This window comes from Brachybacterium muris (assembly GCF_016907455.1).
In the GTDB taxonomy this organism is placed as follows: Bacteria; Actinomycetota; Actinomycetes; order Actinomycetales; family Dermabacteraceae; genus Brachybacterium; species Brachybacterium muris.
This window is the reverse complement of record NZ_JAFBCB010000001.1, coordinates 2,490,840-2,511,087: the sequence shown is the minus strand read 5'-3', so window position 1 is coordinate 2,511,087 and position 20,248 is coordinate 2,490,840. Positions and strand designations below refer to the sequence as shown.

The 20,248-nt window shown below is 68.9% G+C and carries 24 protein-coding genes and 1 pseudogene; 11 read left to right on the top strand and 14 right to left on the bottom strand.

Features of this window, described 5'->3' with window-relative positions:
- Positions 1 to 60 precede the first annotated feature (60 nt).
- Positions 61 to 426 carry a hypothetical protein gene (locus JOD52_RS11640; RefSeq protein ID WP_204410112.1) on the top strand — a complete coding sequence of 122 codons (366 nt, stop codon included), beginning with the start codon at positions 61 to 63 and terminating at the stop codon, positions 424 to 426.
- On the opposite strand, the gene JOD52_RS11635 is transcribed toward JOD52_RS11640, so the two are convergent.
- From JOD52_RS11635 to istA (JOD52_RS11620), 4 genes are read right to left on the bottom strand one after another with little or no spacing between them, the layout of a single operon-like run.
- The gene (locus JOD52_RS11635; protein ID WP_017824636.1) at positions 404 to 736 is read right to left on the bottom strand and encodes an FAD:protein FMN transferase; all 333 of its coding nucleotides are present in this window, start codon (positions 734 to 736) and stop codon (positions 404 to 406) included. The genes JOD52_RS11640 and JOD52_RS11635 overlap by 23 nt on opposite strands.
- Positions 700 to 906, bottom strand: coding sequence for a hypothetical protein (locus JOD52_RS11630; protein ID WP_204410110.1), 207 nt, complete (start codon positions 904 to 906; stop codon positions 700 to 702). Before JOD52_RS11630 ends, JOD52_RS11635 begins: the two co-directional genes overlap by 37 nt.
- Before the next feature lie 4 nt (positions 907 to 910).
- A complete protein-coding gene (locus JOD52_RS11625; RefSeq protein ID WP_338124028.1) occupies positions 911 to 1,657 on the bottom strand; it encodes an ATP-binding protein in 747 nt (248 codons plus the stop codon).
- Positions 1,654 to 3,216, bottom strand: a complete 1,563-nt coding sequence (gene istA, locus JOD52_RS11620; protein ID WP_204408388.1) for an IS21 family transposase — start codon at positions 3,214 to 3,216, stop codon at positions 1,654 to 1,656. The genes JOD52_RS11625 and istA (JOD52_RS11620) overlap by 4 nt, the downstream gene beginning before the upstream one ends.
- A 436-nt stretch (positions 3,217 to 3,652) precedes the next feature.
- Between istA (JOD52_RS11620) and JOD52_RS11615 the strand changes: the two genes are divergently transcribed.
- On the top strand, positions 3,653 to 4,516 hold the full coding sequence (locus tag JOD52_RS11615; RefSeq protein WP_239551881.1) for a DUF3626 domain-containing protein: 864 nt from the start codon (positions 3,653 to 3,655) through the stop codon (positions 4,514 to 4,516).
- Complete coding sequence (locus JOD52_RS11610; RefSeq protein ID WP_017824638.1) at positions 4,513 to 5,010, top strand: nuclear transport factor 2 family protein; 498 nt, start codon at positions 4,513 to 4,515, stop codon at positions 5,008 to 5,010. Before JOD52_RS11615 ends, JOD52_RS11610 begins: the two co-directional genes overlap by 4 nt.
- Positions 5,011 to 5,076: 66 nt before the next feature.
- Here JOD52_RS11610 and JOD52_RS11605 read toward each other — a convergent pair whose 3' ends face one another.
- Positions 5,077 to 5,316, bottom strand: a complete 240-nt coding sequence (locus JOD52_RS11605) for a PspC domain-containing protein (RefSeq protein WP_017824639.1) — start codon at positions 5,314 to 5,316, stop codon at positions 5,077 to 5,079.
- A gap of 123 nt (positions 5,317 to 5,439) precedes the next feature.
- On the opposite strand from JOD52_RS11605, the gene JOD52_RS11600 reads away from it, so the two are divergent.
- From JOD52_RS11600 to JOD52_RS11585, 4 genes are all read left to right on the top strand, one after another.
- Positions 5,440 to 6,297 (top strand): SDR family oxidoreductase, encoded by an 858-nt coding sequence (locus JOD52_RS11600; protein WP_204410108.1) that lies wholly within the window; start codon positions 5,440 to 5,442, stop codon positions 6,295 to 6,297.
- Between the two features lie 134 nt (positions 6,298 to 6,431).
- Positions 6,432 to 6,770, top strand: coding sequence for a PadR family transcriptional regulator (locus tag JOD52_RS11595; protein ID WP_204410107.1), 339 nt, complete (start codon positions 6,432 to 6,434; stop codon positions 6,768 to 6,770).
- Entirely contained in the window at positions 6,767 to 7,660 is an 894-nt protein-coding gene (locus tag JOD52_RS11590; protein WP_204410105.1) for a DUF5808 domain-containing protein, read from the top strand. The genes JOD52_RS11595 and JOD52_RS11590 overlap by 4 nt, the downstream gene beginning before the upstream one ends.
- Complete coding sequence (locus JOD52_RS11585) at positions 7,657 to 7,827, top strand: hypothetical protein (RefSeq protein WP_190271852.1); 171 nt, start codon at positions 7,657 to 7,659, stop codon at positions 7,825 to 7,827. Before JOD52_RS11590 ends, JOD52_RS11585 begins: the two co-directional genes overlap by 4 nt.
- A 64-nt stretch (positions 7,828 to 7,891) precedes the next feature.
- On the opposite strand, the gene arfB is transcribed toward JOD52_RS11585, so the two are convergent.
- Positions 7,892 to 8,338 carry an alternative ribosome rescue aminoacyl-tRNA hydrolase ArfB gene (gene arfB / locus JOD52_RS11580; RefSeq protein ID WP_204410103.1) on the bottom strand — a complete coding sequence of 149 codons (447 nt, stop codon included), beginning with the start codon at positions 8,336 to 8,338 and terminating at the stop codon, positions 7,892 to 7,894.
- Between the two features lie 67 nt (positions 8,339 to 8,405).
- Between arfB and JOD52_RS11575 the strand changes: the two are divergent.
- Positions 8,406 to 8,896: pseudogene (locus JOD52_RS11575) on the top strand (magnesium transporter); the annotation flags it as partial.
- A gap of 31 nt (positions 8,897 to 8,927) precedes the next feature.
- On the opposite strand, the gene JOD52_RS11570 reads toward JOD52_RS11575, so the two are convergent.
- From JOD52_RS11570 to JOD52_RS11545, 6 genes are all read right to left on the bottom strand, one after another.
- A complete protein-coding gene (locus JOD52_RS11570) occupies positions 8,928 to 9,524 on the bottom strand; it encodes a 1-acyl-sn-glycerol-3-phosphate acyltransferase (RefSeq protein ID WP_204410101.1) in 597 nt (198 codons plus the stop codon).
- Between the two features lie 57 nt (positions 9,525 to 9,581).
- Positions 9,582 to 10,451: a DUF3152 domain-containing protein gene (locus tag JOD52_RS11565; protein ID WP_204410099.1), complete on the bottom strand. Its 870-nt coding sequence runs from the start codon at positions 10,449 to 10,451 to the stop codon at positions 9,582 to 9,584.
- 107 nt (positions 10,452 to 10,558) lie between these two features.
- Positions 10,559 to 10,759: an NAD(P)H-binding protein gene (locus tag JOD52_RS11560; RefSeq protein ID WP_204410098.1), complete on the bottom strand. Its 201-nt coding sequence runs from the start codon at positions 10,757 to 10,759 to the stop codon at positions 10,559 to 10,561.
- On the bottom strand, positions 10,756 to 11,589 hold the full coding sequence (locus tag JOD52_RS11555) for a uracil-DNA glycosylase (protein WP_204410097.1): 834 nt from the start codon (positions 11,587 to 11,589) through the stop codon (positions 10,756 to 10,758). Before JOD52_RS11555 ends, JOD52_RS11560 begins: the two co-directional genes overlap by 4 nt.
- Positions 11,590 to 11,790: 201 nt before the next feature.
- Positions 11,791 to 12,963 carry a Gfo/Idh/MocA family protein gene (locus JOD52_RS11550; protein WP_204410095.1) on the bottom strand — a complete coding sequence of 391 codons (1,173 nt, stop codon included), beginning with the start codon at positions 12,961 to 12,963 and terminating at the stop codon, positions 11,791 to 11,793.
- Between the two features lie 38 nt (positions 12,964 to 13,001).
- Complete coding sequence (locus JOD52_RS11545) at positions 13,002 to 13,322, bottom strand: putative quinol monooxygenase (protein WP_193864540.1); 321 nt, start codon at positions 13,320 to 13,322, stop codon at positions 13,002 to 13,004.
- Between the two features lie 493 nt (positions 13,323 to 13,815).
- On the opposite strand from JOD52_RS11545, the gene istA (JOD52_RS11540) reads away from it, so the two are divergent.
- Positions 13,816 to 15,378, top strand: a complete 1,563-nt coding sequence (istA, locus tag JOD52_RS11540; RefSeq protein ID WP_204408388.1) for an IS21 family transposase — start codon at positions 13,816 to 13,818, stop codon at positions 15,376 to 15,378.
- A complete protein-coding gene (locus JOD52_RS11535) occupies positions 15,375 to 16,121 on the top strand; it encodes an ATP-binding protein (RefSeq protein WP_338124028.1) in 747 nt (248 codons plus the stop codon). Before istA (JOD52_RS11540) ends, JOD52_RS11535 begins: the two co-directional genes overlap by 4 nt.
- A gap of 100 nt (positions 16,122 to 16,221) precedes the next feature.
- Here JOD52_RS11535 and JOD52_RS11530 read toward each other — a convergent pair whose 3' ends face one another.
- Positions 16,222 to 17,160: a transglycosylase family protein gene (locus JOD52_RS11530; RefSeq protein WP_204410093.1), complete on the bottom strand. Its 939-nt coding sequence runs from the start codon at positions 17,158 to 17,160 to the stop codon at positions 16,222 to 16,224.
- Between the two features lie 326 nt (positions 17,161 to 17,486).
- Here JOD52_RS11530 and JOD52_RS11525 point away from each other — a divergent pair, with 326 nt between their 5' ends.
- Positions 17,487 to 18,440, top strand: a complete 954-nt coding sequence (locus JOD52_RS11525; protein ID WP_204410091.1) for an ImmA/IrrE family metallo-endopeptidase — start codon at positions 17,487 to 17,489, stop codon at positions 18,438 to 18,440.
- Positions 18,441 to 18,522: 82 nt separating this feature from the next.
- On the opposite strand, the gene JOD52_RS11520 is transcribed toward JOD52_RS11525, so the two are convergent.
- A complete protein-coding gene (locus JOD52_RS11520) occupies positions 18,523 to 20,217 on the bottom strand; it encodes an alpha-amylase family protein (protein ID WP_204410090.1) in 1,695 nt (564 codons plus the stop codon).
- Between the last annotated feature and the right edge of the window lie 31 nt (positions 20,218 to 20,248).

Sequence of the window (20,248 nt, the reverse complement as noted above, 5' to 3'; positions counted from 1 at the left end):
AGGACCATTGGCTGCACTCCGCCTGGTGGAGACCCACGAGCGGCTGGGGAGATGTACATCGTGGCGGCTCTGGCCAGTGCGGAGATCGCTCCGTACGACGACCTCGTGCAGCTTCTCGAGGGGGAGTTCGCCGGCTACGTGGACGAGTCGGCGAAGTGCTCGCTGCTGGTCGATCAGCTGCTGAGAGAACTGCCCTCCTATCCCGAGGCGGAAGACCCGCGAGTCCTCCCGCTGGCCGAGCGGATCGGGCAGCTGGATGGAGAGTTCTGGGTACGGCGACACCGCGACAACCAGCTGTGGCGACTGTGGCCGCTCCTCGCAGATCAGGCCTCGCTCACGCGCATCCGTGCACTCGTGCGCACGCCTAACATCCGTCGCGAACTCGCGCACCTTCCCCGTGAGGTCACGGGCCCGGGGGAGAGCTGAACTGAGCCGGCGACGAGCTGTGAGTGGCTCCTACTCGCCGGCCAGCGACTGAACAAGGTGCCGATACCGCGGGTTCGGCATCGATCGCCTGCAGGATCTCGGGCACCGGCCTGCCGGACAGGCGGCTGGTCCAGATCTCCCCGTCCACCGAGCGTCCCGAGGCGATGGTGAGCGAGGTGATGTCGGTGTCGATCGGGTGCCCGGTTCTCGGGTCCAGCAGATGGTGGAAGGTGCGCGTGCCCTCCCGTAGTTTCCGCTGGTACACGCCCGAGGTCACCACGGAACCGCCCTCCACCTCGAGGCTGCCCACCAGCTGATCATCGGGGTGCCGCGGGTGGCGCAAGCCGATCCGCCAGCGTCCGTCGGTCTGCTGAGTATTCGTAGTCGTGGGAGCCACCGAATCTTGCTCTTGGGGACCGCCGATCGTGCCGACGGGGGCCAGTAGCCGCCGCGGTGGGGACCACTGGCTCCCGCCGGCATCGGGTCACTGGGGCAGTGCGGTGTGTTCTCGCATGTTCCTGTCGCCGGTGTCGATCCAGATTGTGTTGTGCACGATGCGGTCCATGATCGCATCGGCGTGGACTGCTCCACCGAGCCGGGCGTGCCAGTCCTTCTTCGGGTACTGGGTGCAGAACACGGTCGAGCCGGTGTCATAGCGGCGCTCGAGCAGTTCCAGCAGCATCGAACGCATTCCCTCGTCAGGATGGTCCAGCAGCCACTCGTCGATCACCAGCAGCGAGAACGTGGAGTACTTCCGCAGGAACTTCGTCTGGCCCTGCGGCTTGTCCTTTGCCAGGGCCCAGGCCTCTTCGAGGTCGGGCATTCGGATGTAGTGGGCTCGGAGCCGGTGCTGGCAGGCCTGCTTCGCCAGCGCGCAGCCGAGGTAGGACTTCCCTGAGCCGGTGAAGCCCTGGAAGACCACGTTCTGTTGCCGCTGGATGAAGGAGCAGGTTGCCAGTTGCGCGATCACGTTCCGGTTCAGTCCCCGTTCCTCGACCAGATCCAGCCGCCGCAGGTCCGCTCCGGGATAACGCAGCCCCGCCCGGCGGATCAGACCCTCGACCTTTCCATGATTGAAGATGGAATGCGCCTCGTCCACGATCAGCTGGAGCCGTTCCTGGAACGACATCCCCAGCACGTGAGCCTCATCCTGGGCATCGATCGCGTCCAGCAGCGCGGTCGCGCCCATCTCGCGCAGCTTCCGCTTCGTGTCGTTATCGATCACGCTCACCGGACACCTCCGGCGTAGTAGTCGGCGCCACGGACGTATCCGCCGTCTTCCGCGGGTTCCTCGCGGGGTGGACGCAGGGCGGCGACCTTGTCCTGCCCGGTGGCCAAGATCGGGTGCAGATGCGCATAGCGCGGTGAACGGACCCGTCCCGTCAGCGCGAGTGCGCAGGCCGCCTCGACCCGATCTACGGAGAAGCGGCGAGAGAGCCGTAGCACCGCCAACGCGGGATCCAGGCCCTGTTCCACGATCGGCACGGACTCGAAGATCCGCTGGATCACGATCACCGTGGCCGGCCCGACCCGATCTGCCCACGCCCGCACCCTCTGCGCGTCCCAGGCCTGGAAACGCTCGCCCGCAGGTAGGTCCGCGTCGTTGGTGCGGTACTCATTGCTCGCGGTCTCCGGGAGCAGCAGGTGACTGGTCAGTCGCTGGCTGCCCTGATAGATCTCCAGCGTCCGGGCCGTGATGCGCAGATCGACCTTCGCGCCGATGTGCGCGAACGGCGCGGAGTAGAAGTTCCGCGCGAACGTGACGTGCCCGTTCCTGCCCACTCGTCGTCCGTAGTGCCATGTCGAGATCTCGTAGGGCACCGCCGGCAGCGGCGTCAGCAGCGGCCGCTCCTCCGCGTCGAACACGCTGGCGCGGGATCCGGGCCGCTTCTGGAACGGCTCCGCGTTATAGGCCTCCATCCGCTGCCCGATGGCGGCTGCAAGTTCGGGCAGGGACGTGAATCGCTGATCCCGCAGCCCGGCGATGACCCAGGTCGCGACGTGCGCGACGGTGTTCTCCACGCTCGCCTTGTCTTTCGGTTTCCGCACCCTCCCCGGGAGCACCGCCGCCGAGTAATGCGCTGCCATCTCGCGATACGCATCGTTCAGGACGATCTCGCCCTCGCGGGGGTGCTTCACCACACCGGTCTTGAGGTTGTCCGGAACGATCCTCGGGACCGTCCCGCCCAGCGCCTCGAACATCGCTACGTGCGCTCGCAGCCAGGACTCCTGGCGCATATCCAGCGCCGGGAAGCAGAACGCGTAACGAGAAAAAGGCAGGCAGGCAACGAACAAGAACACCTTCGAGACCTCGCCGGTGACCGGATCGGCCAGCTCCATCGTGGGGCCGGACCAGTCGACCTCCACGCTCTGGCCGGCCTTGTGACCGACTCTCGAAGCGGCACCGGTGACCATGACGTGGTGCTGGTAGGTGCGGCAAAACCGGTCATACCCCATCGCCGGATCCCCAGCCGCCGTGGTCGCGTCGAAGTACTCGCCGTGCAACAGCTTCAGCGTCACGCCGACCCTGGCCATCTCTCGATGGACCTGTTCCCAGTCCGGCTGTGCGAACACGCTCTCGTGCTCGCCCCGGCCCGGGAACAACCGGGCATACACCTGCTCATCGGCGACGTCCGCGATATCGCCCCACCCGATCCCTGCAGCGTCAGCGGCCTCGAACACCGCCCTCACGGACTTGCGGGACATGCCCTGCGAGGACGAAATCGCTCGCCCCGACAGACCTTCTGCGCGCAGCTGGAGCACCAGCTTCGCCCTGATCTTCCGTACCATTCCAGATTGCTCCTTCCGCCGCGTGCCCTATACACACGGCGGAAGGAGCGTAGACAGAGCGGCCCCAACGACACCACTGGTGGTCCCGAACGACGCCACCGCTACGGCAGCGACGTGGCACCCGAACCCTCGATCAGCGGACCCCAGCGAGGCGAATATTCAGTCTGCCGGGGGGAGCTGCCGGGGATGGTTCGTCCGTCGGTCGCATCACGGCGGCGAGCAGTGCGGCCAGCGGAATGCTCGACAGCTCGGTGGCGGGTGCCAAGAACGCTGCGCGTGGGGCCAGGGGAGCGGTTGCGGGCGGCGCCGGCAGAGCACGGGACGCGGCGGGATCGCTTCTGAGCCGGGCCCGCCGCGCGGATAGGAAGCCGCCCGTGCTCGAGATTCCAGATGCAGCCGATGAAAGTGACGAGACCGGAGACGTATCCGTCGAGCAATGAAGGAAGGAACGACCGGCCACCTCCCGAGCCACGATGGCGATGATGACCGACACGGTCTGTATGCGACCAAGGCGCCCCATACTGACAATCCGTGCCAGCATGACGCTGTGCAGGTGACCCTCCAGTTCCACCCCGACTGGCCGTTCGGGGCCGGCACCGTGCTCGAGTCGATCGTGCGGGACGGCGCATACCGCAGCCAGTTCGTGACCGGGACATCCAACGGCGGTCTGACCGCACACGTGGACGGCGACCGATGGCGATGGGAGAGCCGGCTCTTCGCCGACAGGTACGACCACGGCCCGGCTGAGGACCGGCCCGTCTACGGGGCACTCAACCCGACCGGGGACCCGTACGGCGGTTCCGTCCGCTTCGGCTCCGCCCACTTCCGACTGCGACCCGAGGTGACCTCACGCTGCACCTTCTGCTTCCCGGATTCGACGTTCGAGCCCAAGAGGATCGTCGGCCCCGAGGCCGTGGACCCGCTGATCGAGGAGTCACAGGAGAGCGAGCTCGATCCTCTGGACCGCTACGTCGAGGCGCACGTGCACGGGGGAGTGGTGATCAGTCGGGACGTCGAAGCGCTGGTCCTGGATCCGTGTTTCGCCGGTTCCGTCGTCGAGCAGGCGGCACGGGCCCTGGGATGCCGGATCGAATGGCATCCCGGATTCGTGGTGTCGCCCTGGGCGATCGATCCTGACTACCGCGGCCGCCAGTACGTGGAACTCGCGGGAGCTCTGGGCGAGGGGCTCACCCCGGCTGTGATCGGCCAGGCCGCACGCTCCGGCGCCCATGACCTGCAATCGCTCAAGCGGGTGTGCCACTGCCTGGCCCGCTTCGGCAGGCAAACGCCGGTTCCATGACCGGTCCGGCCCCTGCCGTGTGGATCGACGACGCCATGGACCCGATGACGTCGCGTCCACTGCGGCTCGCCGAGGATCGCACGCCGGCGAGCGCTGCAGGCAGTGTCGTGTGCAAGGCTGACGCCATGAACATCCCGGACGTGCAGTTCTTCGTGGACCTCGAGACGGCGGTGTGGGAGGCGCTGGTCAGCGGTGATCCCGAGGCGGACCGCGCGATGCTCTCGGAGGACTTCCTCGGGGTGTACCCGAGCGGCTTCTCGGACCGCGAGCAGCATGCAGCTCCACTGGCCTCCGGGCCGACGATGGCTGAGTACCAGCTCAGCGACGCACGGGTGCAGCAGGTGGCGCCCGATGCCGTGATGCTCTCCTACCTCGCCGAGTACACGGTGCCCGGCAGCGAGCAGTCGCAGGCCATGTACATCAGCTCACTGTGGCAGCAGCGGGAGGGCCGGTGGTGGAACACCTTCAGTCAGGACACCCCTGTGGGCAGCTGATCACTGTGCTGGCCGCTGTCGGGTCAGCGCAGGTGCGCGTGCAGGGGGCTGGCTCGTTCCTGCCCCTCAGGCAGTCAGTACCCGCTCCAGCGGGATGCGTCCGTCCTGCCACGGGGTGAGCGCCCACACGACCAGGTACGCGCCCACACCCAGGAACGGCAGCAGGAACGAGACCAGCACCAGCACTCGCACCAGCCACACATTCAGCCCGAATTTCGCGGCGATGCTCCCGCCGATGCCGCCCAGCAGGCGGCTGGGCCCGCGGCGGTAGCCGAGGTCACGGATGGAGTCGAAGATCTTCTTCATGCATCGAGCGTAGGCGCCGCCCGGCCTCGGCCGCCCGGGGGATGACCGGAAGGTTCGGCGGGGGAGAGCCCGGGAAGAGCCCTGGAACGCCCGCACGGCCAGTTACCCTCAAGTATCCGGTGGATGGTGAACATCTACGTCGTCACCGGCGCGGCCTCCGGCATCGGCGCCGCCACCGCCCAGCTGCTGCGCTCCCGCGGGCACCGCGTGATCGGCGTGGATCGCTCCGCGGGGGAGCGGATCGACGTCCGCGCCGACCTGTCCGCCCCGGCGGGCAGGGCAGAAGCCGCCTCGCGGATCCGCGAGCTCGCCCCGGAGATCGACGGGATCGTCGCCTGCGCCGGTATCGGCGGCGGGACCGACACCGACACCGCCCTGCTGGTCTCGATCAACTACTTCGGCGCCACCGAGCTGATCGAGCGCCTGCGCCCCGGCATCCGCGCGGGTGGGGCCGTGGTGGTGCTCTCCTCGAACTCGATCACCTCCAGCCCCGCCTACCCGGCGCATCTGGCGCGCGTGCTGCTGCGTGGGGACGAGGCCCGTGCCCGCGCGGTCGCCGGCCGCTTCCACGGTGCCCTGGCCTACCCCGCCAGCAAGGCCGCCCTGGCATGGTGGGTGCGCCGCCATGCCGCGGACTGGGCCCGGGACGGCATCCGCCTGAACGCCGTCGCACCGGGCCTGACCACCACGCCGCTGATCGCGGAGCGGCGCGAGGACCGACTGTTCGGCGATCGCCTGGATGCCTACCCCTCCGCGCTCGGCAGGGAGGGCCGACCCGAGGAGGTCGCCGAGGTCATCGCCTTCACCCTGAGCGAGCAGGCGAGCCTGGTGGTGGGCACCACGATCATCGTCGACGGCGGCACCGACGCCTTGGAGAACCCCTACCGGCCAGGGCGCCGGGACACCGGCAGGGTCCCGTCCTTCGTGGTGAACACGGTGGTGAACCTCTGGGCGTGGTTCGGGGGCAGGGGTCACGGCTGAGATGGACCGCGCGGCCACCCATGGTCGATCGCTCCCGCTCCGGGGTTCGGGCGAGATGAGCCCATGCATGCATGTGGGCCTCTCCCAGCCCCCTCTAGCTTGTAAGGCAAGGTACCCGGCAGTACCATCTACCCATGTCGAAGGAACAGGACCACGCGGCCCGACTGCGGCGCGGGGTGGTGGAGCTCGCTGTGCTGGCCCTCCTGCGCGAACGGCCCCGCTACGGGCAGCAACTGGTCGAGGACCTCTCCCAACGCCCAGCGCTCGCACTCTCGGCCGGCACCGTCTACCCGCTGGTCTCCCGCCTTCTCAAGGACGGCCTGATCGCCTCGACCTGGCAGGAGTCCCCCGTGGGCCCGCCGCGCAAGTACTACCGCCTCACCTCAGAGGGCAGCCGCGCGCTCGCAGAGATGACGCGCGCCTGGAACGCCCTGCGCACCGATGTCGACGCCCTTGTGAAGAAGACCCCATGACCCTCGCGCACCTCCCCGCCTCCACCCGCAGCGCGGCTGAGCAGTGGGCCACGGCAGCGGTCCGCGACGTCGACCCCGAGATCGCCCCGGTGCTGCGCGAGCAGCTCCTGGCCGCGATCGGCGAGGCATTGCCTGCTAGTGCCAGGACCGAGGATGTGCAGGAGTTCGCGGACCGCTTCGGCCCGGTCCAGGCCGATCTGGCCGGTGAGCTGGTGCGCAGCCCCCTGGTGGGCCGCCTCGCCGGAGTTCCGTACGACCTGCGCCGCCCTACTGCTGAGCGAATCCAGCACGCCTGGTGGGATCCGTCCCGCCCCGAGATCCTGGTCCCCAGGGCCTTCGGCATCGGATGGGACCTGAACCTCGGTGCACTGGCCGTCAGGCTCGGGATCATCGAGCCCGATGCCGAGGACGTGCCCTTCGCCTCCACCCCGGCCTCCGCCCACTGGATCGCGGCAGCACTGCCCGCAGCACTCGCCGTCGCCGTGATCGCGCACTACACGGCACGAGAGGATCTGCCCGCCCAGCTGCCCCGGCGCTGGGACCGCGCCGGCCGGCCCGACCGCTGGATGCCTCGACGTGACGCCGCCGTTCTGGACACCGCCGTGGCCCTCGCCTCCGCCGCTGCTTCCGTGGCCGCCGCCGCGGCGGTCACCATTATGGGGTCCTGGCGGACTGCCGCGCCTGGGGTGCAGGCGGCGGCCGCGCTGACCGGTTCGCTCGCGGCAGGGCTCACCATCCACCGGAGCCTGCGTCGACCGACCTGGATCGCCGGCCCGGTGCAGGCGGCAGCGGCGCTCAGCGCCGCCGGAGGCACCCTCTACTGGCTGGCCCGAGAGGGCCGCCGCGTGGAGCGGTCCCGCGACCTCGACGCCAAGGGGCCGGCCACATGAGGATCCTTCCGTACCTGTCGGCCGCCGGAGTGATCGCGCTCGGCGCTTTCGTGATGCATCTGGGCCAGCTCGACGACTCCCCGGGCCTGGGAGGCATCGGGCTGCTGATCATGCTGGCGGCCGCTGTCTGGTGCATGTGGCGGATCCGACGTGAGAGCCGCAGCTGACGCGGCCACACCGGCCGGCACAGCGACCGCAGCCGATACTGCCACCGCCACTGACACCGCACCCTCAGAGCGAATCGCGCCCTGGCCTGCGTCGCTGCTGCTTGGTGAGCGCCCGCTGACGCTTCCCCTCCAGCCTCCTGCGCTGCGATCCCCGCGTCGGCCGGGTGGCCCGACGGGGGACCGGCGGGATCAGCGCCTCACGCAGGAGCCCCGCCAAGCGCTCCCGAGCGGCACGACGATTGCGGTGCTGGGAGCGGTGCTCTGCAGCACTGATGGTGAGCACCGTGCCGTTGAGCCTGGCGGACAGCGCCTCCAGCGCCCTCTTCCGCTGCGGTTCGGTCAGCGCGGTCGTGGTGGCGAGGTCCACGCTCAGCTGCACCCGGGAATCCGCGGTGTTCACCCCCTGGCCGCCGGGGCCGGAGGCATGGGAGAACTGCTCGACGAGCTCCCCGGCCGGGATGCGCAGCCCCCGAGGGGCGCCGGGGCCCGCGGGCACGCACAGATCCTCCACCGCTCCAGTGTGCCCCACTGCGGCACGGGCCCAGGCGGGCAGTTCCTGCCGGTGACCAAAGCCCTGTGTGTGGCTGCTGGTGCTGGCCATCGGAGCCACGCTCACCGTCCAGGTGCTGGAGGTCTTCGAGGACACCCTTGCGCAGATGGTGGTGCTGTCCGTGTTCGTCCCGCTGCTGATCGGCACCGGCGGCAACACTGGCAACTAGGCCGCCACCACCGTCACCCGTGCCCTCGCACTCGGGCACGTCCGACCCGGGACGTCCTCAGGGTCGCGCTGCGGGAGGTCCGCGTCGGCATCACCCTCGGCGTGCTGCTGGGCGTGCTCGGATTCCTGGTGGCCTCCGCGTTCTACGGGATGCAGATCGGAGCGGTCATCGGCCTGACCCTGCTGAACATCTGCACCCTGGCCGCGACCCTGGGCGGGGTGATGCCCCTGATCGGGAGACTGCTGAAGGTGGATCCGGCCGTGTTCGCCAACCCCTTCATCACCACCATCGTCGATGCGACCGGGCTGATCATCTACTCCCTCATCGCCCGCGCGGTGCTGGGGCTGTGACCCTTCGGTCCGGACGCCGCTCCGACGGGGATCAGGCCGCTGACGCAGTGCCGTAGCTGCCGGTCTCGTCCCGCAGGCGCGGCTCGACCCGCAGCTCCGGGCGCACCCCGGCCTTGTCGGCGTAGAACGCGCGGATCCGGTCCATGTCAGCGGCCACGTCGCCGGTCAGCTCGATGGTGGGGCCCAGACCCGTGGTCTTCGTGGGCAGGTCCACGTACCCCAGGGTCACCGGCATCCCGGTCTCCATCGCGATCCGGTAGAACCCCGACTTCCAGTGGCCCGTCTTGTTAGAGCGGGTCCCATCCGGGGTGATGACCAGGCCGAACACCTCGCCTGCGCGGACGCGCCGCACCACCTCGTCGATGATCCCACGGGGGTTCGAGCGGTCCACCGGGATCCCACCCACGGCCCGGAAGAACGGCGCCGCCCACCCCTTGAACAGGGTGTGCTTGCCCAGCCAGCGCACATCGATGCCGAGCTGCCAGGCGATCCCCAGCATGTACACGAAGTCCCAGTTGGAGGTGTGTGGGGCGCCGATCAGGATCGTGGGTCGCTGCGGGGCGGGCTCGGTGACCAGCGTCCAGCGGCTGAATGCCCAGAACGTGCGGGCAATGAGGCGTCTGAGCATGGGCTCACCGTAGCCCCTTCCGGTCATACCGGAGCAATCGGAGGGGCGACCGGGCTGTCAGGATCCGTCGCTGGTGGGCCACGCGTTCGGCCGACAGCCCTGCAGGCCCTTGCTCTGCTGCATCATCACCGGCGCGGCCAGGCCCTCACCGCCGCAGGACTCGTGGCCGTGGCCCAGGAAGTGCCCCACCTCATGGTTGACCATGTACGCCCGGTACTCGGCGACATCGTCATAGGTGGGGGTCATGTGCACCCAGCGGTCGGAGTTAAGCGCCACCTCCGGGCCGATCCGGCAGCTCCAGATGCCGTGGGTCTGCGCCGGCAGGCACAGCTCGTCCACCGTGGGCGGTGACGCCAAGGAGATCGTGAACTCCGCCTGGTCGGGATCGGCCACCTGCTCGAAGCTCACATCGTGCACGGACGCCCAGCCGCGTTCGTCGGCGAGGATCGCGGCCACCTCCTGGGCTGCCTCCTCTGGTGCGATGCCGATGCCTCCCTCGACGCGCAGAGCGTAGCGGTGCACGGTCCCGGCCGGTTCCCCTGCCGGCGGTACCGGCTGGGCCACGGTCCACGTGCCGTCGCCCTCGGTGTCCGAACGGACGATGCCGCTGCGGGCGGTGCGCAGGCCGGGCCCAGGTTCCGCGGCCTCCTCGTCCCCGGTCAGCTCCGGATCCGTCTCCGGTGTGGGTGTTTCCTCCGCGCCACCGGCGTCGGAGGGACCGCCGCCGTCGGAAGGCGCGGTGCTCGTCGTCGGGGCACCGCCGGTGGTGGACGAGCCGGCGGGATCACTTCCGTCACTGATGGCGCGGATGCCGAGAACCAGAGCGATCGCCACGGCGATCACCGCGGCCAGCACCAGGATGCTGCGCGCGAGACGACCGCGCCGGGTCAGGACCAGCCTGGCCGGACGCGTCGGAGCAGAGGGCATGGCTGCATCGTAGTGCTGATCAGGGTGGCCAGCGGATGGGCCCCGCCGCTCATCCCGGTCTGTCGACGCCATGCCGGTCTTTCGGCGTCATGCGGGTCTGTCGGCACTCAGCTGCTGACACCCAAGGCGGATCCGATCGTCACGTTGTCCTCCAGCACCTCCAGCATGCAGGCGGCCAGATCAGCGCGCGTAATCGTACCGCGCAGCGTGCCGGGCTCGGAGGTCTCCAGCGCCTGCCAGGAGCCGGCGGCTGGCTTGTCGGTGAGCCCGGAGGGCCGCACGATGGTCCAGTCCAGGCCTCTCCTCACGCGCGACGCAGCATCCCCATCACCTCGTCCAGCATCGTCTCGGTGAGACGACCGGTGAACGTGTTCTGCTGGCTCACGTGGTAGCAGCCGATCAGACGCACCGTCCGGCCGTCCGGCATGCCCAGCGAGGCCTGGGCGCCGTGGCCGAACCTCGGGGCGGGCCGGGGCACCGTCCAGCTCAGGCGGCGGGCAGTGCGCAGGGTCTCGGTCCAGGCGATCCCACCGAGCGCCAGGATCGATTCCAGGTGGGGGGAGAGCAGCTGGATCTCGCGGTCCAGCCAGGGTGCGCACGTGGCCTTCTCGGTGGTGGTGGGGAGGTTCTGCGGGGGAGCGCAGTGCACCGGCGCGGTGATCCGCACCCCGGTCAGCTCGAGCCCGTCGGCCGCGTGGCTCGAGGTGGGCTGGTTCGCGAGACCGGCGCGGTGCAGCGCCGCGTACAGCCAGTCGCCGCTGCGGTCCCCCGTGAAGATCCGGCCGGTGCGGTTGGCTCCGTGTGCCGCCGGGGCCAGTCCCACGATCAGGGCGTGCGCCTGCGGATCGCCCCAGCCCGGCGCGGGTCGACCCCAGTAGGGCTGATCGGCATAGGCGGCGCGCTTCTGACCTGCTACCTGTTCCCGCCACTGGACCAGACCCGGGCAGGCTCGGCACACGGACACCAGCGCGTCCAGCTCGTCGAGAGCGCGGGCCCGCGCTGCAAGGCGCGCCACCTGCGGGGGCGTCGTCGCGCGAATGGTGTCGGAGGGCGCTGGGTCCCCCGGCCATCCGCTGCCCGGCGGTACCGGGGAGGGGTGCGGAACGCTGGTCCCGGGGTGCGGCAGCAACTGGTCCATACCAGCAGGGTGCCACGTCGGACCTGCAGGGTGTCACGCTGACGGCGGTGCCGTGCGCCGCAGTGGGGCCTGCGGGACGACCGGCCTCAGCGCCCCTGCGCACCTCAGCAGCGGGGGTTGCGCGAACCGCGGGCGTTGCGCGGGTTGTTGCGGGCTCGGCGCCCCGACCCCGGGTGGTGAGCCGGGGCGCCGACCGTGGGGTCAGGAGCGGGTGGGGAACTTCCCCTCCTCCTCGATGCGACGGTTCAGTTCGGTCAGGTACTCCTCGGCAGGGAAGTCCACCAGGTCGATCTCGCGACCGGTCCATGCCGACAGCTGCATGCCGGAGGCCAGGCGCACGCCGTTGATGCCCTCGGCACCATCGGCGATCAGCGGGGTGCCGTCATTGATGTGGGCCGCGAAGTTGGTCAGCACGTCCACGTGCTGGGCGCCCCACACCGACTCGTACTCCTTCACCTCGGTGCTGAACAGGTCTGCGGTGTTCATCTCGCCCTTGAACAGGCGGCCCACATCGGCCACGGACATGCTGTCGCTGATGCTGCGCTCGTCCTGCGTCAAGCGGGTGATGGTCACCTTCGTCGAGGCGTCCACCACGATCTTGCCCGCGTCGAACAGCATCTCCAGCCGGTCGGTGCCGGCGATGTCGCTGGTGGAGGTGAGGAAGTGCCCGGTGGCGCCTTCACCGAAGTCCACCAGGGCGTTGACCTCGTCCTCGGTCGCGATGTCGCGCTGGAACCCGAAGGCCAGCTTCGCGAACACCTTCTTCGGGGTTCCCGCCAGCCACTGCCACAGGTCCAGCTGGTGGGGGGCCTGGTTCACCAGCACGCCGCCGCCCTCGCCGCCCCAGGTGGCGCGCCACTCCGTCTGGTCGTAGTAGGCCTGGGGGCGCCACCACGTGGTGATGATCCAGGAGGTGTGGCGCAGCCGGCCCAGCTCACCGGAATCGATGAGGGCCTTCAGGTCCGTGTACACCGGGTTGGTGCGCTGATTGAACATGATCGCGAAGGTGGTCTCCGGGTGCGCCGCGGCGAACTCGTTCATCTGCTCGACCTGCTTCGTGTACACGCCGGCCGGCTTCTCCGTCAGGGTGTGAATGCCCTTGCCGATGGCCGCGATGGTCATCTCGGGGTGCAGGTAGTGCGGGACCGTGGTCACCACGGCATCCACATCCCCGGAGTCCAGCATCGCGATGTAGTCGTCGTAGAAGGCCACCCCGGGGTGCTGTTCCTCGGCCAGCCGCTTCTTGGCGGGATCGATGTCGCAGATCGCGCCGAGGGACATGCCCTTCACCTTCCCCTCGGCGACGAATCCGGCGTACACACCTCCCTGGGCACCGAACCCGATGATCCCGAGTCGCACGCTCTTGTCGTTCATGGTGTCTCCTTCGTCGGTTGTGGCCCTGGGATCGGTGGTCAGTCGACCTTCAGCTCGCCCATCGGGCCCCAGCCGTCGCCCTCCACCTGGTGGGAGACGATCTGCGGGGTGGCCGAGAGGTACTGCGGGAACTCCTCCTGCATGGCCTTGAAGTGATCGGACTGGACGTGCGGGGCGGCACCCTCGTCGGTGAACGCCTCGATCAGCACGTAGGTGTTGGGGTCTTTCACGCTGCGGGACCACTCGAACCACTTGTTGCCCGGCTCGGCGAGGGTCTTCTCGGTGAACTCTCGGGAGATCTCCGGCCACTTCTCCGCGTACTCGGGCTTCACCGGGAACTTCACGTTGATCAGGATCATCGCCTGGTCCTCTCTCATCGGCAGGGGTGGGTCGGTGCCACCATCCTGCCTGCTGCCCACCGCCGGGGGAAGTCCGGTTCTCGGCACGCGAGGACAGCTGCCCAGCGGCACGGGAGCGGGGGACAACGGACGGGGGTGTCATCCCTGCCTCATGCCGAAGGCCCCCGCATCTTCGCCAGGGTGGGCGGGATGCGGGGGCCGCGGCTGCTGCCGGTGATCGTGCGGTCACCGGTCCTGCGGGGATCGCAGGACCAGCGGACCGGTGGCGATCAGCGGATCAGTACAGGTTCAGGAACGTCTGGAGTACCTCGACGGTGTCCTCGTCGATGTCTGAATATTCGCCTCGCTGGGGTCCGCTGATCGAGGGTTCGGGTGCCACGTCGCTGCCGTAGCGGTGGCGTCGTTCGGGACCACCAGTGGTGTCGTTGGGGCCGCTCTGTCTACGCTCCTTCCGCCGTGTGTATAGGGCACGCGGCGGAAGGAGCAATCTGGAATGGTACGGAAGATCAGGGCGAAGCTGGTGCTCCAGCTGCGCGCAGAAGGTCTGTCGGGGCGAGCGATTTCGTCCTCGCAGGGCATGTCCCGCAAGTCCGTGAGGGCGGTGTTCGAGGCCGCTGACGCTGCAGGGATCGGGTGGGGCGATATCGCGGACGTCGCCGATGAGCAGGTGTATGCCCGGTTGTTCCCGGGCCGGGGCGAGCACGAGAGCGTGTTCGCACAGCCGGACTGGGAACAGGTCCATCGAGAGATGGCCAGGGTCGGCGTGACGCTGAAGCTGTTGCACGGCGAGTACTTCGACGCGACCACGGCGGCTGGGGATCCGGCGATGGGGTATGACCGGTTTTGCCGCACCTACCAGCACCACGTCATGGTCACCGGTGCCGCTTCGAGAGTCGGTCACAAGGCCGGCCAGAGCGTGGAGGTCGACTGGTCCGGCCCCACGATGGAGCTGGCCGATCCGGTCACCGGCGAGGTCTCGAAGGTGTTCTTGTTCGTTGCCTGCCTGCCTTTTTCTCGTTACGCGTTCTGCTTCCCGGCGCTGGATATGCGCCAGGAGTCCTGGCTGCGAGCGCACGTAGCGATGTTCGAGGCGCTGGGCGGGACGGTCCCGAGGATCGTTCCGGACAACCTCAAGACCGGTGTGGTGAAGCACCCCCGCGAGGGCGAGATCGTCCTGAACGATGCGTATCGCGAGATGGCAGCGCATTACTCGGCGGCGGTGCTCCCGGGGAGGGTGCGGAAACCGAAAGACAAGGCGAGCGTGGAGAACACCGTCGCGCACGTCGCGACCTGGGTCATCGCCGGGCTGCGGGATCAGCGATTCACGTCCCTGCCCGAACTTGCAGCCGCCATCGGGCAGCGGATGGAGGCCTATAACGCGGAGCCGTTCCAGAAGCGGCCCGGATCCCGCGCCAGCGTGTTCGACGCGGAGGAGCGGCCGCTGCTGACGCCGCTGCCGGCGGTGCCCTACGAGATCTCGACATGGCACTACGGACGACGAGTGGGCAGGAACGGGCACGTCACGTTCGCGCGGAACTTCTACTCCGCGCCGTTCGCGCACATCGGCGCGAAGGTCGATCTGCGCATCACGGCCCGGACGCTGGAGATCTATCAGGGCAGCCAGCGACTGACCAGTCACCTGCTGCTCCCGGAGACCGCGAGCAATGAGTACCGCACCAACGACGCGGACCTACCTGCGGGCGAGCGTTTCCAGGCCTGGGACGCGCAGAGGGTGCGGGCGTGGGCAGATCGGGTCGGGCCGGCCACGGTGATCGTGATCCAGCGGATCTTCGAGTCCGTGCCGATCGTGGAACAGGGCCTGGATCCCGCGTTGGCGGTGCTACGGCTCTCTCGCCGCTTCTCCGTAGATCGGGTCGAGGCGGCCTGCGCACTCGCGCTGACGGGACGGGTCCGTTCACCGCGCTATGCGCATCTGCACCCGATCTTGGCCACCGGGCAGGACAAGGTCGCCGCCCTGCGTCCACCCCGCGAGGAACCCGCGGAAGACGGCGGATACGTCCGTGGCGCCGACTACTACGCCGGAGGTGTCCGGTGAGCGTGATCGATAACGACACGAAGCGGAAGCTGCGCGAGATGGGCGCGACCGCGCTGCTGGACGCGATCGATGCCCAGGATGAGGCTCACGTGCTGGGGATGTCGTTCCAGGAACGGCTCCAGCTGATCGTGGACGAGGCGCATTCCATCTTCAATCATGGAAAGGTCGAGGGTCTGATCCGCCGGGCGGGGCTGCGTTATCCCGGAGCGGACCTGCGGCGGCTGGATCTGGTCGAGGAACGGGGACTGAACCGGAACGTGATCGCGCAACTGGCAACCTGCTCCTTCATCCAGCGGCAACAGAACGTGGTCTTCCAGGGCTTCACCGGCTCAGGGAAGTCCTACCTCGGCTGCGCGCTGGCGAAGCAGGCCTGCCAGCACCGGCTCCGAGCCCACTACATCCGAATGCCCGACCTCGAAGAGGCCTGGGCCCTGGCAAAGGACAAGCCGCAGGGCCAGACGAAGTTCCTGCGGAAGTACTCCACGTTCTCGCTGCTGGTGATCGACGAGTGGCTGCTGGACCATCCTGACGAGGGAATGCGTTCGATGCTGCTGGAACTGCTCGAGCGCCGCTATGACACCGGCTCGACCGTGTTCTGCACCCAGTACCCGAAGAAGGACTGGCACGCCCGGCTCGGTGGAGCAGTCCACGCCGATGCGATCATGGACCGCATCGTGCACAACACAATCTGGATCGACACCGGCGACAGGAACATGCGAGAACACACCGCACTGCCCCAGTGACCCGATGCCGGCGGGAGCCAGTGGTCCCCACCGCGGCGGCTACTGGCCCCCGTCGGCACGATCGGCGGTCCCCAAGAGCAAGATTCGGTGGCTCCCACGACTACGAATACTCAATGTCCTCGGAGCCGTTCTGGGCGGCGCCGATCTCGTGCTGGAGGCCGGCCACGGTCTTCGGGCCGATCGCGCCGTCCTGGTCGGTCTTGGCCCAGGCCTGGAGCGCCAGGGTGGTCTCCTCGTTCATCTCACCGGTCTGCTCCACGCCCAGCCAGTCCTGCAGGGCGGTGATGGTCTTGGGGCCCATCTTGCCGTCCACCTCGAGGGTGCCGGCGACCTTCAGATCAGGAGCACCGGCCGGTGCCGTTCGCTCCGGCGTCGTGGGAGCCTGCTGAGGCGCCTGCTGCTTCTTCTCGGACTTCTGGGGTGCCTGCTCGGTTTCCTTGGTGAAGCCGTTCTCGGTGCAGTTGTCAGGGATGCCGTCACCATCGCAGCTCCAGTCGCCCTGCCGCTCGCGGGCAGGCTCGCTCTTCTGGGAGGAACCGGAGTCCCTGCGCTCGCTGCGGCTGCTCGAGGCGCCGGAGTCCCCACGGCTCTCCTGCTGGTCGGAGTCCTCGCGGGAGTCCTGGCCGCCGGAGTCCTGCTCCGGAGCCGGGGCACCGCTGGTGTCGGAGCCGCCGCTGAGGTGCACACCGCAGGTGGGCCACGCACCCGGGCCCTGCATCGACAGCAGCACCTCGGCCGTGGCGATCTGCTGGGACTTGGAGGCCAGGTCCGCGCGAGGCGCGTACTGGGTGCCGCCGGCGGCCTCCCAGGAGGACTGGGAGAACTGCAGCCCGCCGTAGTAGCCGTTGCCGGTGTTGATGCTCCAGTCGCCGCCGGACTCGCAGGCTGCGACGTCGTCCCAGCCGGAGGCCGCGTTCGCGGCGGTGCCGGTGGCGAGCATGCCGGTCGCGACGAGTGCGCCGCCCGCCAAGGTGGTGGCGGTGCGGGCAATGCCGCGCCGCAGCAGGGTGGTCTTGGTGGTCTTCGCGTGTGTGGCCATGTGAAGCCGTCCTCTCGCGTTGCTCGGGTGTGTGGACGTCGGCCACCGTAGTGAGCCCCCGCCCCGGGTGATCAAGGCCTTCCGGGGTGCCTGACGGAGATTTGACCCGGACGTGCCGCTGCTGGGAGGAACTCCCTACCCACGTCGGTGGGAACGAGCCCGCCGTGACCAGTGCTCTTGACCGGTCCTCGCCCTGCGGTGCCCGCAGGTGTGACATGGTGCGCATCCGGGTCGCGCGTCTCACGGGCGGCCGCCCCCTCGCTGCCGCCGGCGAACCTCCTGCCCGCCTGCCGGGACGGCCGGCCCAGCTGGCGTAGCCTCAGATCATGGGCATCGACGATGGTCTCGACCCCGGGGAGGGCACCGCTCTGAGCCCCCAGGAGCTGCTGGGGCTGGACGAGCTGCTGGAGCAGTCGCAGCGCGGCAGCGAGGCCGACGACCTGCGCGAACTGCGCGCCTTCCTCACCCGACTGCCGATGCTCGGTCCCTACAACGCCGCTCTCGTGCAGCTGCAGCGTCCCGGCGCCCACTACGTGGCCTCCCGCAGCGTGTGGGCCCGCGAGTTCCACCGCCACGTGCTGCCCGGGGCCAGGCCCCTCATCATCCTGCGGCCCTTCGGGCCGGTGGACCTGGTGTACGACATCGCCGACACCGACGGACAGCCCGTCCCGGAGGGCGCCCTCGCCCCCTTCCGCATCGATGGTCCGATCACCGAGGAGGGCCTGACCGCGTTCACCTCCTTGCTGCCCAAGGCCGGTGTCCTCTACCGAGAGGAGGCCGTCGGCTCGCAGCTCGCCGGGACCGTCGAGCCGATCGATCCGCCGCTCACGCGCGAGGGCGCCCGCCGCTCCGTCCCCCTGCGGCACGCCGTGGTGGTCAGCTCCCAGCTGGACCCCACGGCCCGCCTGGTGACGGCGTTCCACGAACTCGGGCACGTGTTCGCCAGGCATCTCGATCACCGCACGGAGTCCACGGTGCGGCCCGGCAGGCCATTGGACCTGCGCAGCCGCGAGTTCGAGGCGGAGATCGTGGCCTGGCTGCTCGCCGCGCGGCTCGGCATCGACTCACCCGCCGGGGAGTACCTGGCGGGCTATGTGGAGGCCGACGGCACCGTGCCGCCCTTCTCCCTGCAGGCAGTGGTCTCGGCCGCCGGCAGGATCGAGTCGATGGCCGGAGGGCTCGCCCAGCTGGCTCGGCTGCTGCGCACCGGACAGACCATCACGGACTCCCCGGCCCACGGCCCGCACCAGGAGGAGCTGGACCTCGGCGCGTGGGCATGACCCCGCCGGTAATCGAGGAGACACCCACCATCACCAGCGCGGCCGGCACCGCCGAACAGGACGGCGAGCATCAGCCCTTCGATCAGTGCAGCCGCCGGTCCCCGGGCAGGAGGATGCGCAACCAGTGGTGGCCGTACGCCCCCACCTCCAGGGCGAGCTTGCCTCCCTTGGTGACCTCGTACCGGTCACTGCTGAACAGGTCCAGCACCTCGGTGCCCTCCTCGACGTCCTCGAGCGTCACGGTGATGGAGGTGGCCTCGGGAGAGAGGTTGTGCACCAGCACGGAGCTCGCGTTGCCGCCGCCGAAGGGACTCCAGGTGCAGCGGTGGGCCAGAACGGAGGGTGCCTCGTGGTCGAGGACCTCGGCATCGCCCATGCCCACCTCGGGGCACTCACGGTAGCGGCGGGCCAGCAGGCTCACGAACGACAGCAGCGAGTCGGGGTCGGAGCGCTGGTCCTCGGCATTGACGTGCTCGGGACCGTACCCGCCCCCGGTCAGGGGCGCGACCAGCCGCGAAGGGGCCACGGTGGAGAAGCCGCCGTTCTTGCCACGGGTCCACTGCATGGGGGAGCGCACCGCGAGCCGACCGGGGATCTCGAGGTTCTCGCCCATCCCGATCTCCTCGCCGTAGAACAGAACGGGCGTGCCCGGAAGGGCGAACAGCAGTGAGTAGACCATGCGCATCACCCGCGGGTCCCCGTCCACCATCGGGGGCAGTCGACGCCGCAGCCCGCGGTCGTACAGCTGCATGTCCTCCTCGGGCCCGAAGGCGTCGAACACTTCCTGCCGCTCCTGGTCGCTGAGCTTGTCCAGGGTGAGCTCGTCGTGGTTGCGCACGAAGTTCGCGAACTGGTTGTTGCTGGCAAGCTGCGGGCGGCGCTTCAGGGTGCGCGCCATCTCCGTGGCGTCCTGACGGGCCAGGGACAGATACATCCGCTGCATCAGCTCGAAGTCGAACATCATGCTGAGTTCATCGCCGTTCTCGCCGCCGAAGAACTCCATCTGGTCGGGGTACTCCAGGTTGACCTCGCCCAGCAGCATGGCATCGCCCCGTCGGCGCTTCATGAAGGAGGTCAGCTCGCGCAGGTAGTCGTGGGGGTCGGAGTAGACGTCGGTCCACTCCTGCGGGATGCCGCGCTCCTGGATGAAGAACGGCACCGCGTCCACCCGGAATCCGTCCATGCCCAGCTGCATCCAGAAGCCGACGATCTTGGCGATCTCCTCCTGCACGGCCGGGTTGGCGATGTTGAGGTCGGGCTGCTCAGAGTAGAAGTTGTGCAGGTAGTACTGGCCGGTCCTCTCATCGAGGGTCCACAGCGAGTTCTCCGCATCGGGGAACACCACATCCTCGGAGGTGTCCTCGGGCGGCTGGTCGCGCCACACGTAGTAGTCGCGGTAGGGGCTGCTCTTGGAGGATCGCGCCTTCACGAACCAGGGATGCTTGTGGGAGGTGTGATTGACCACCAGGTCCATGATGACCCGCATCCCGCGATCCTTCGCCGTGCGGATCAGCTCCACGATGTCGCCGTGATCCCCCAGACGGGGATCCACACCGTAGTAGTCCGTGATGTCGTAGCCGTCGTCGCGGCCCTCGGTGGGCATGAACGGCATCAGCCACAGGCAGGTGACGCCGAGCTCTGCCAGGTAGTCGATGCGCTGGCACAGGCCGTCGATGTCACCGGTGCCGTCGTCGTTCGCATCGAAGTACTTCTCGATGTCCAGGCAGTAGACGACGGCGGTCTTCCACCAGTTGTCAGCGGTCTCGGTCTTCAGCATGATCGCTCCTCAGGTCGTGACGGGGGCTGGT

What these genes read in the sequence shown, in the direction of transcription:
- JOD52_RS11630 (WP_204410110.1), bottom strand. Translation starts at nt 906, where the DNA reads ATGCCGGCGGGAGCCAGTGGTCCCCACCGCGGCGGCTACTGGCCCCCG.
- JOD52_RS11595 (WP_204410107.1), top strand. Translation starts at nt 6,432, where the DNA reads ATGTCGAAGGAACAGGACCACGCGGCCCGACTGCGGCGCGGGGTGGTG.
- JOD52_RS11565 (WP_204410099.1), bottom strand. Translation starts at nt 10,451, where the DNA reads ATGCCCTCTGCTCCGACGCGTCCGGCCAGGCTGGTCCTGACCCGGCGC.
- istA (WP_204408388.1), top strand. Translation starts at nt 13,816, where the DNA reads ATGGTACGGAAGATCAGGGCGAAGCTGGTGCTCCAGCTGCGCGCAGAA.
- JOD52_RS11550 (WP_204410095.1), bottom strand. Translation starts at nt 12,963, where the DNA reads ATGAACGACAAGAGCGTGCGACTCGGGATCATCGGGTTCGGTGCCCAG.
- JOD52_RS11520 (WP_204410090.1), bottom strand. Translation starts at nt 20,217, where the DNA reads ATGCTGAAGACCGAGACCGCTGACAACTGGTGGAAGACCGCCGTCGTC.
- istA (WP_204408388.1), bottom strand. Translation starts at nt 3,216, where the DNA reads ATGGTACGGAAGATCAGGGCGAAGCTGGTGCTCCAGCTGCGCGCAGAA.
- JOD52_RS11570 (WP_204410101.1), bottom strand. Translation starts at nt 9,524, where the DNA reads ATGCTCAGACGCCTCATTGCCCGCACGTTCTGGGCATTCAGCCGCTGG.
- JOD52_RS11610 (WP_017824638.1), top strand. Translation starts at nt 4,513, where the DNA reads ATGACCGGTCCGGCCCCTGCCGTGTGGATCGACGACGCCATGGACCCG.
- JOD52_RS11525 (WP_204410091.1), top strand. Translation starts at nt 17,487, where the DNA reads ATGGGCATCGACGATGGTCTCGACCCCGGGGAGGGCACCGCTCTGAGC.
- JOD52_RS11555 (WP_204410097.1), bottom strand. Translation starts at nt 11,589, where the DNA reads ATGGACCAGTTGCTGCCGCACCCCGGGACCAGCGTTCCGCACCCCTCC.
- JOD52_RS11530 (WP_204410093.1), bottom strand. Translation starts at nt 17,160, where the DNA reads ATGGCCACACACGCGAAGACCACCAAGACCACCCTGCTGCGGCGCGGC.
- JOD52_RS11605 (WP_017824639.1), bottom strand. Translation starts at nt 5,316, where the DNA reads ATGAAGAAGATCTTCGACTCCATCCGTGACCTCGGCTACCGCCGCGGG.
- JOD52_RS11615 (WP_239551881.1), top strand. Translation starts at nt 3,653, where the DNA reads ATGAAGGAAGGAACGACCGGCCACCTCCCGAGCCACGATGGCGATGAT.
- JOD52_RS11585 (WP_190271852.1), top strand. Translation starts at nt 7,657, where the DNA reads ATGAGGATCCTTCCGTACCTGTCGGCCGCCGGAGTGATCGCGCTCGGC.
- JOD52_RS11600 (WP_204410108.1), top strand. Translation starts at nt 5,440, where the DNA reads ATGGTGAACATCTACGTCGTCACCGGCGCGGCCTCCGGCATCGGCGCC.
- JOD52_RS11545 (WP_193864540.1), bottom strand. Translation starts at nt 13,322, where the DNA reads ATGATCCTGATCAACGTGAAGTTCCCGGTGAAGCCCGAGTACGCGGAG.
- JOD52_RS11590 (WP_204410105.1), top strand. Translation starts at nt 6,767, where the DNA reads ATGACCCTCGCGCACCTCCCCGCCTCCACCCGCAGCGCGGCTGAGCAG.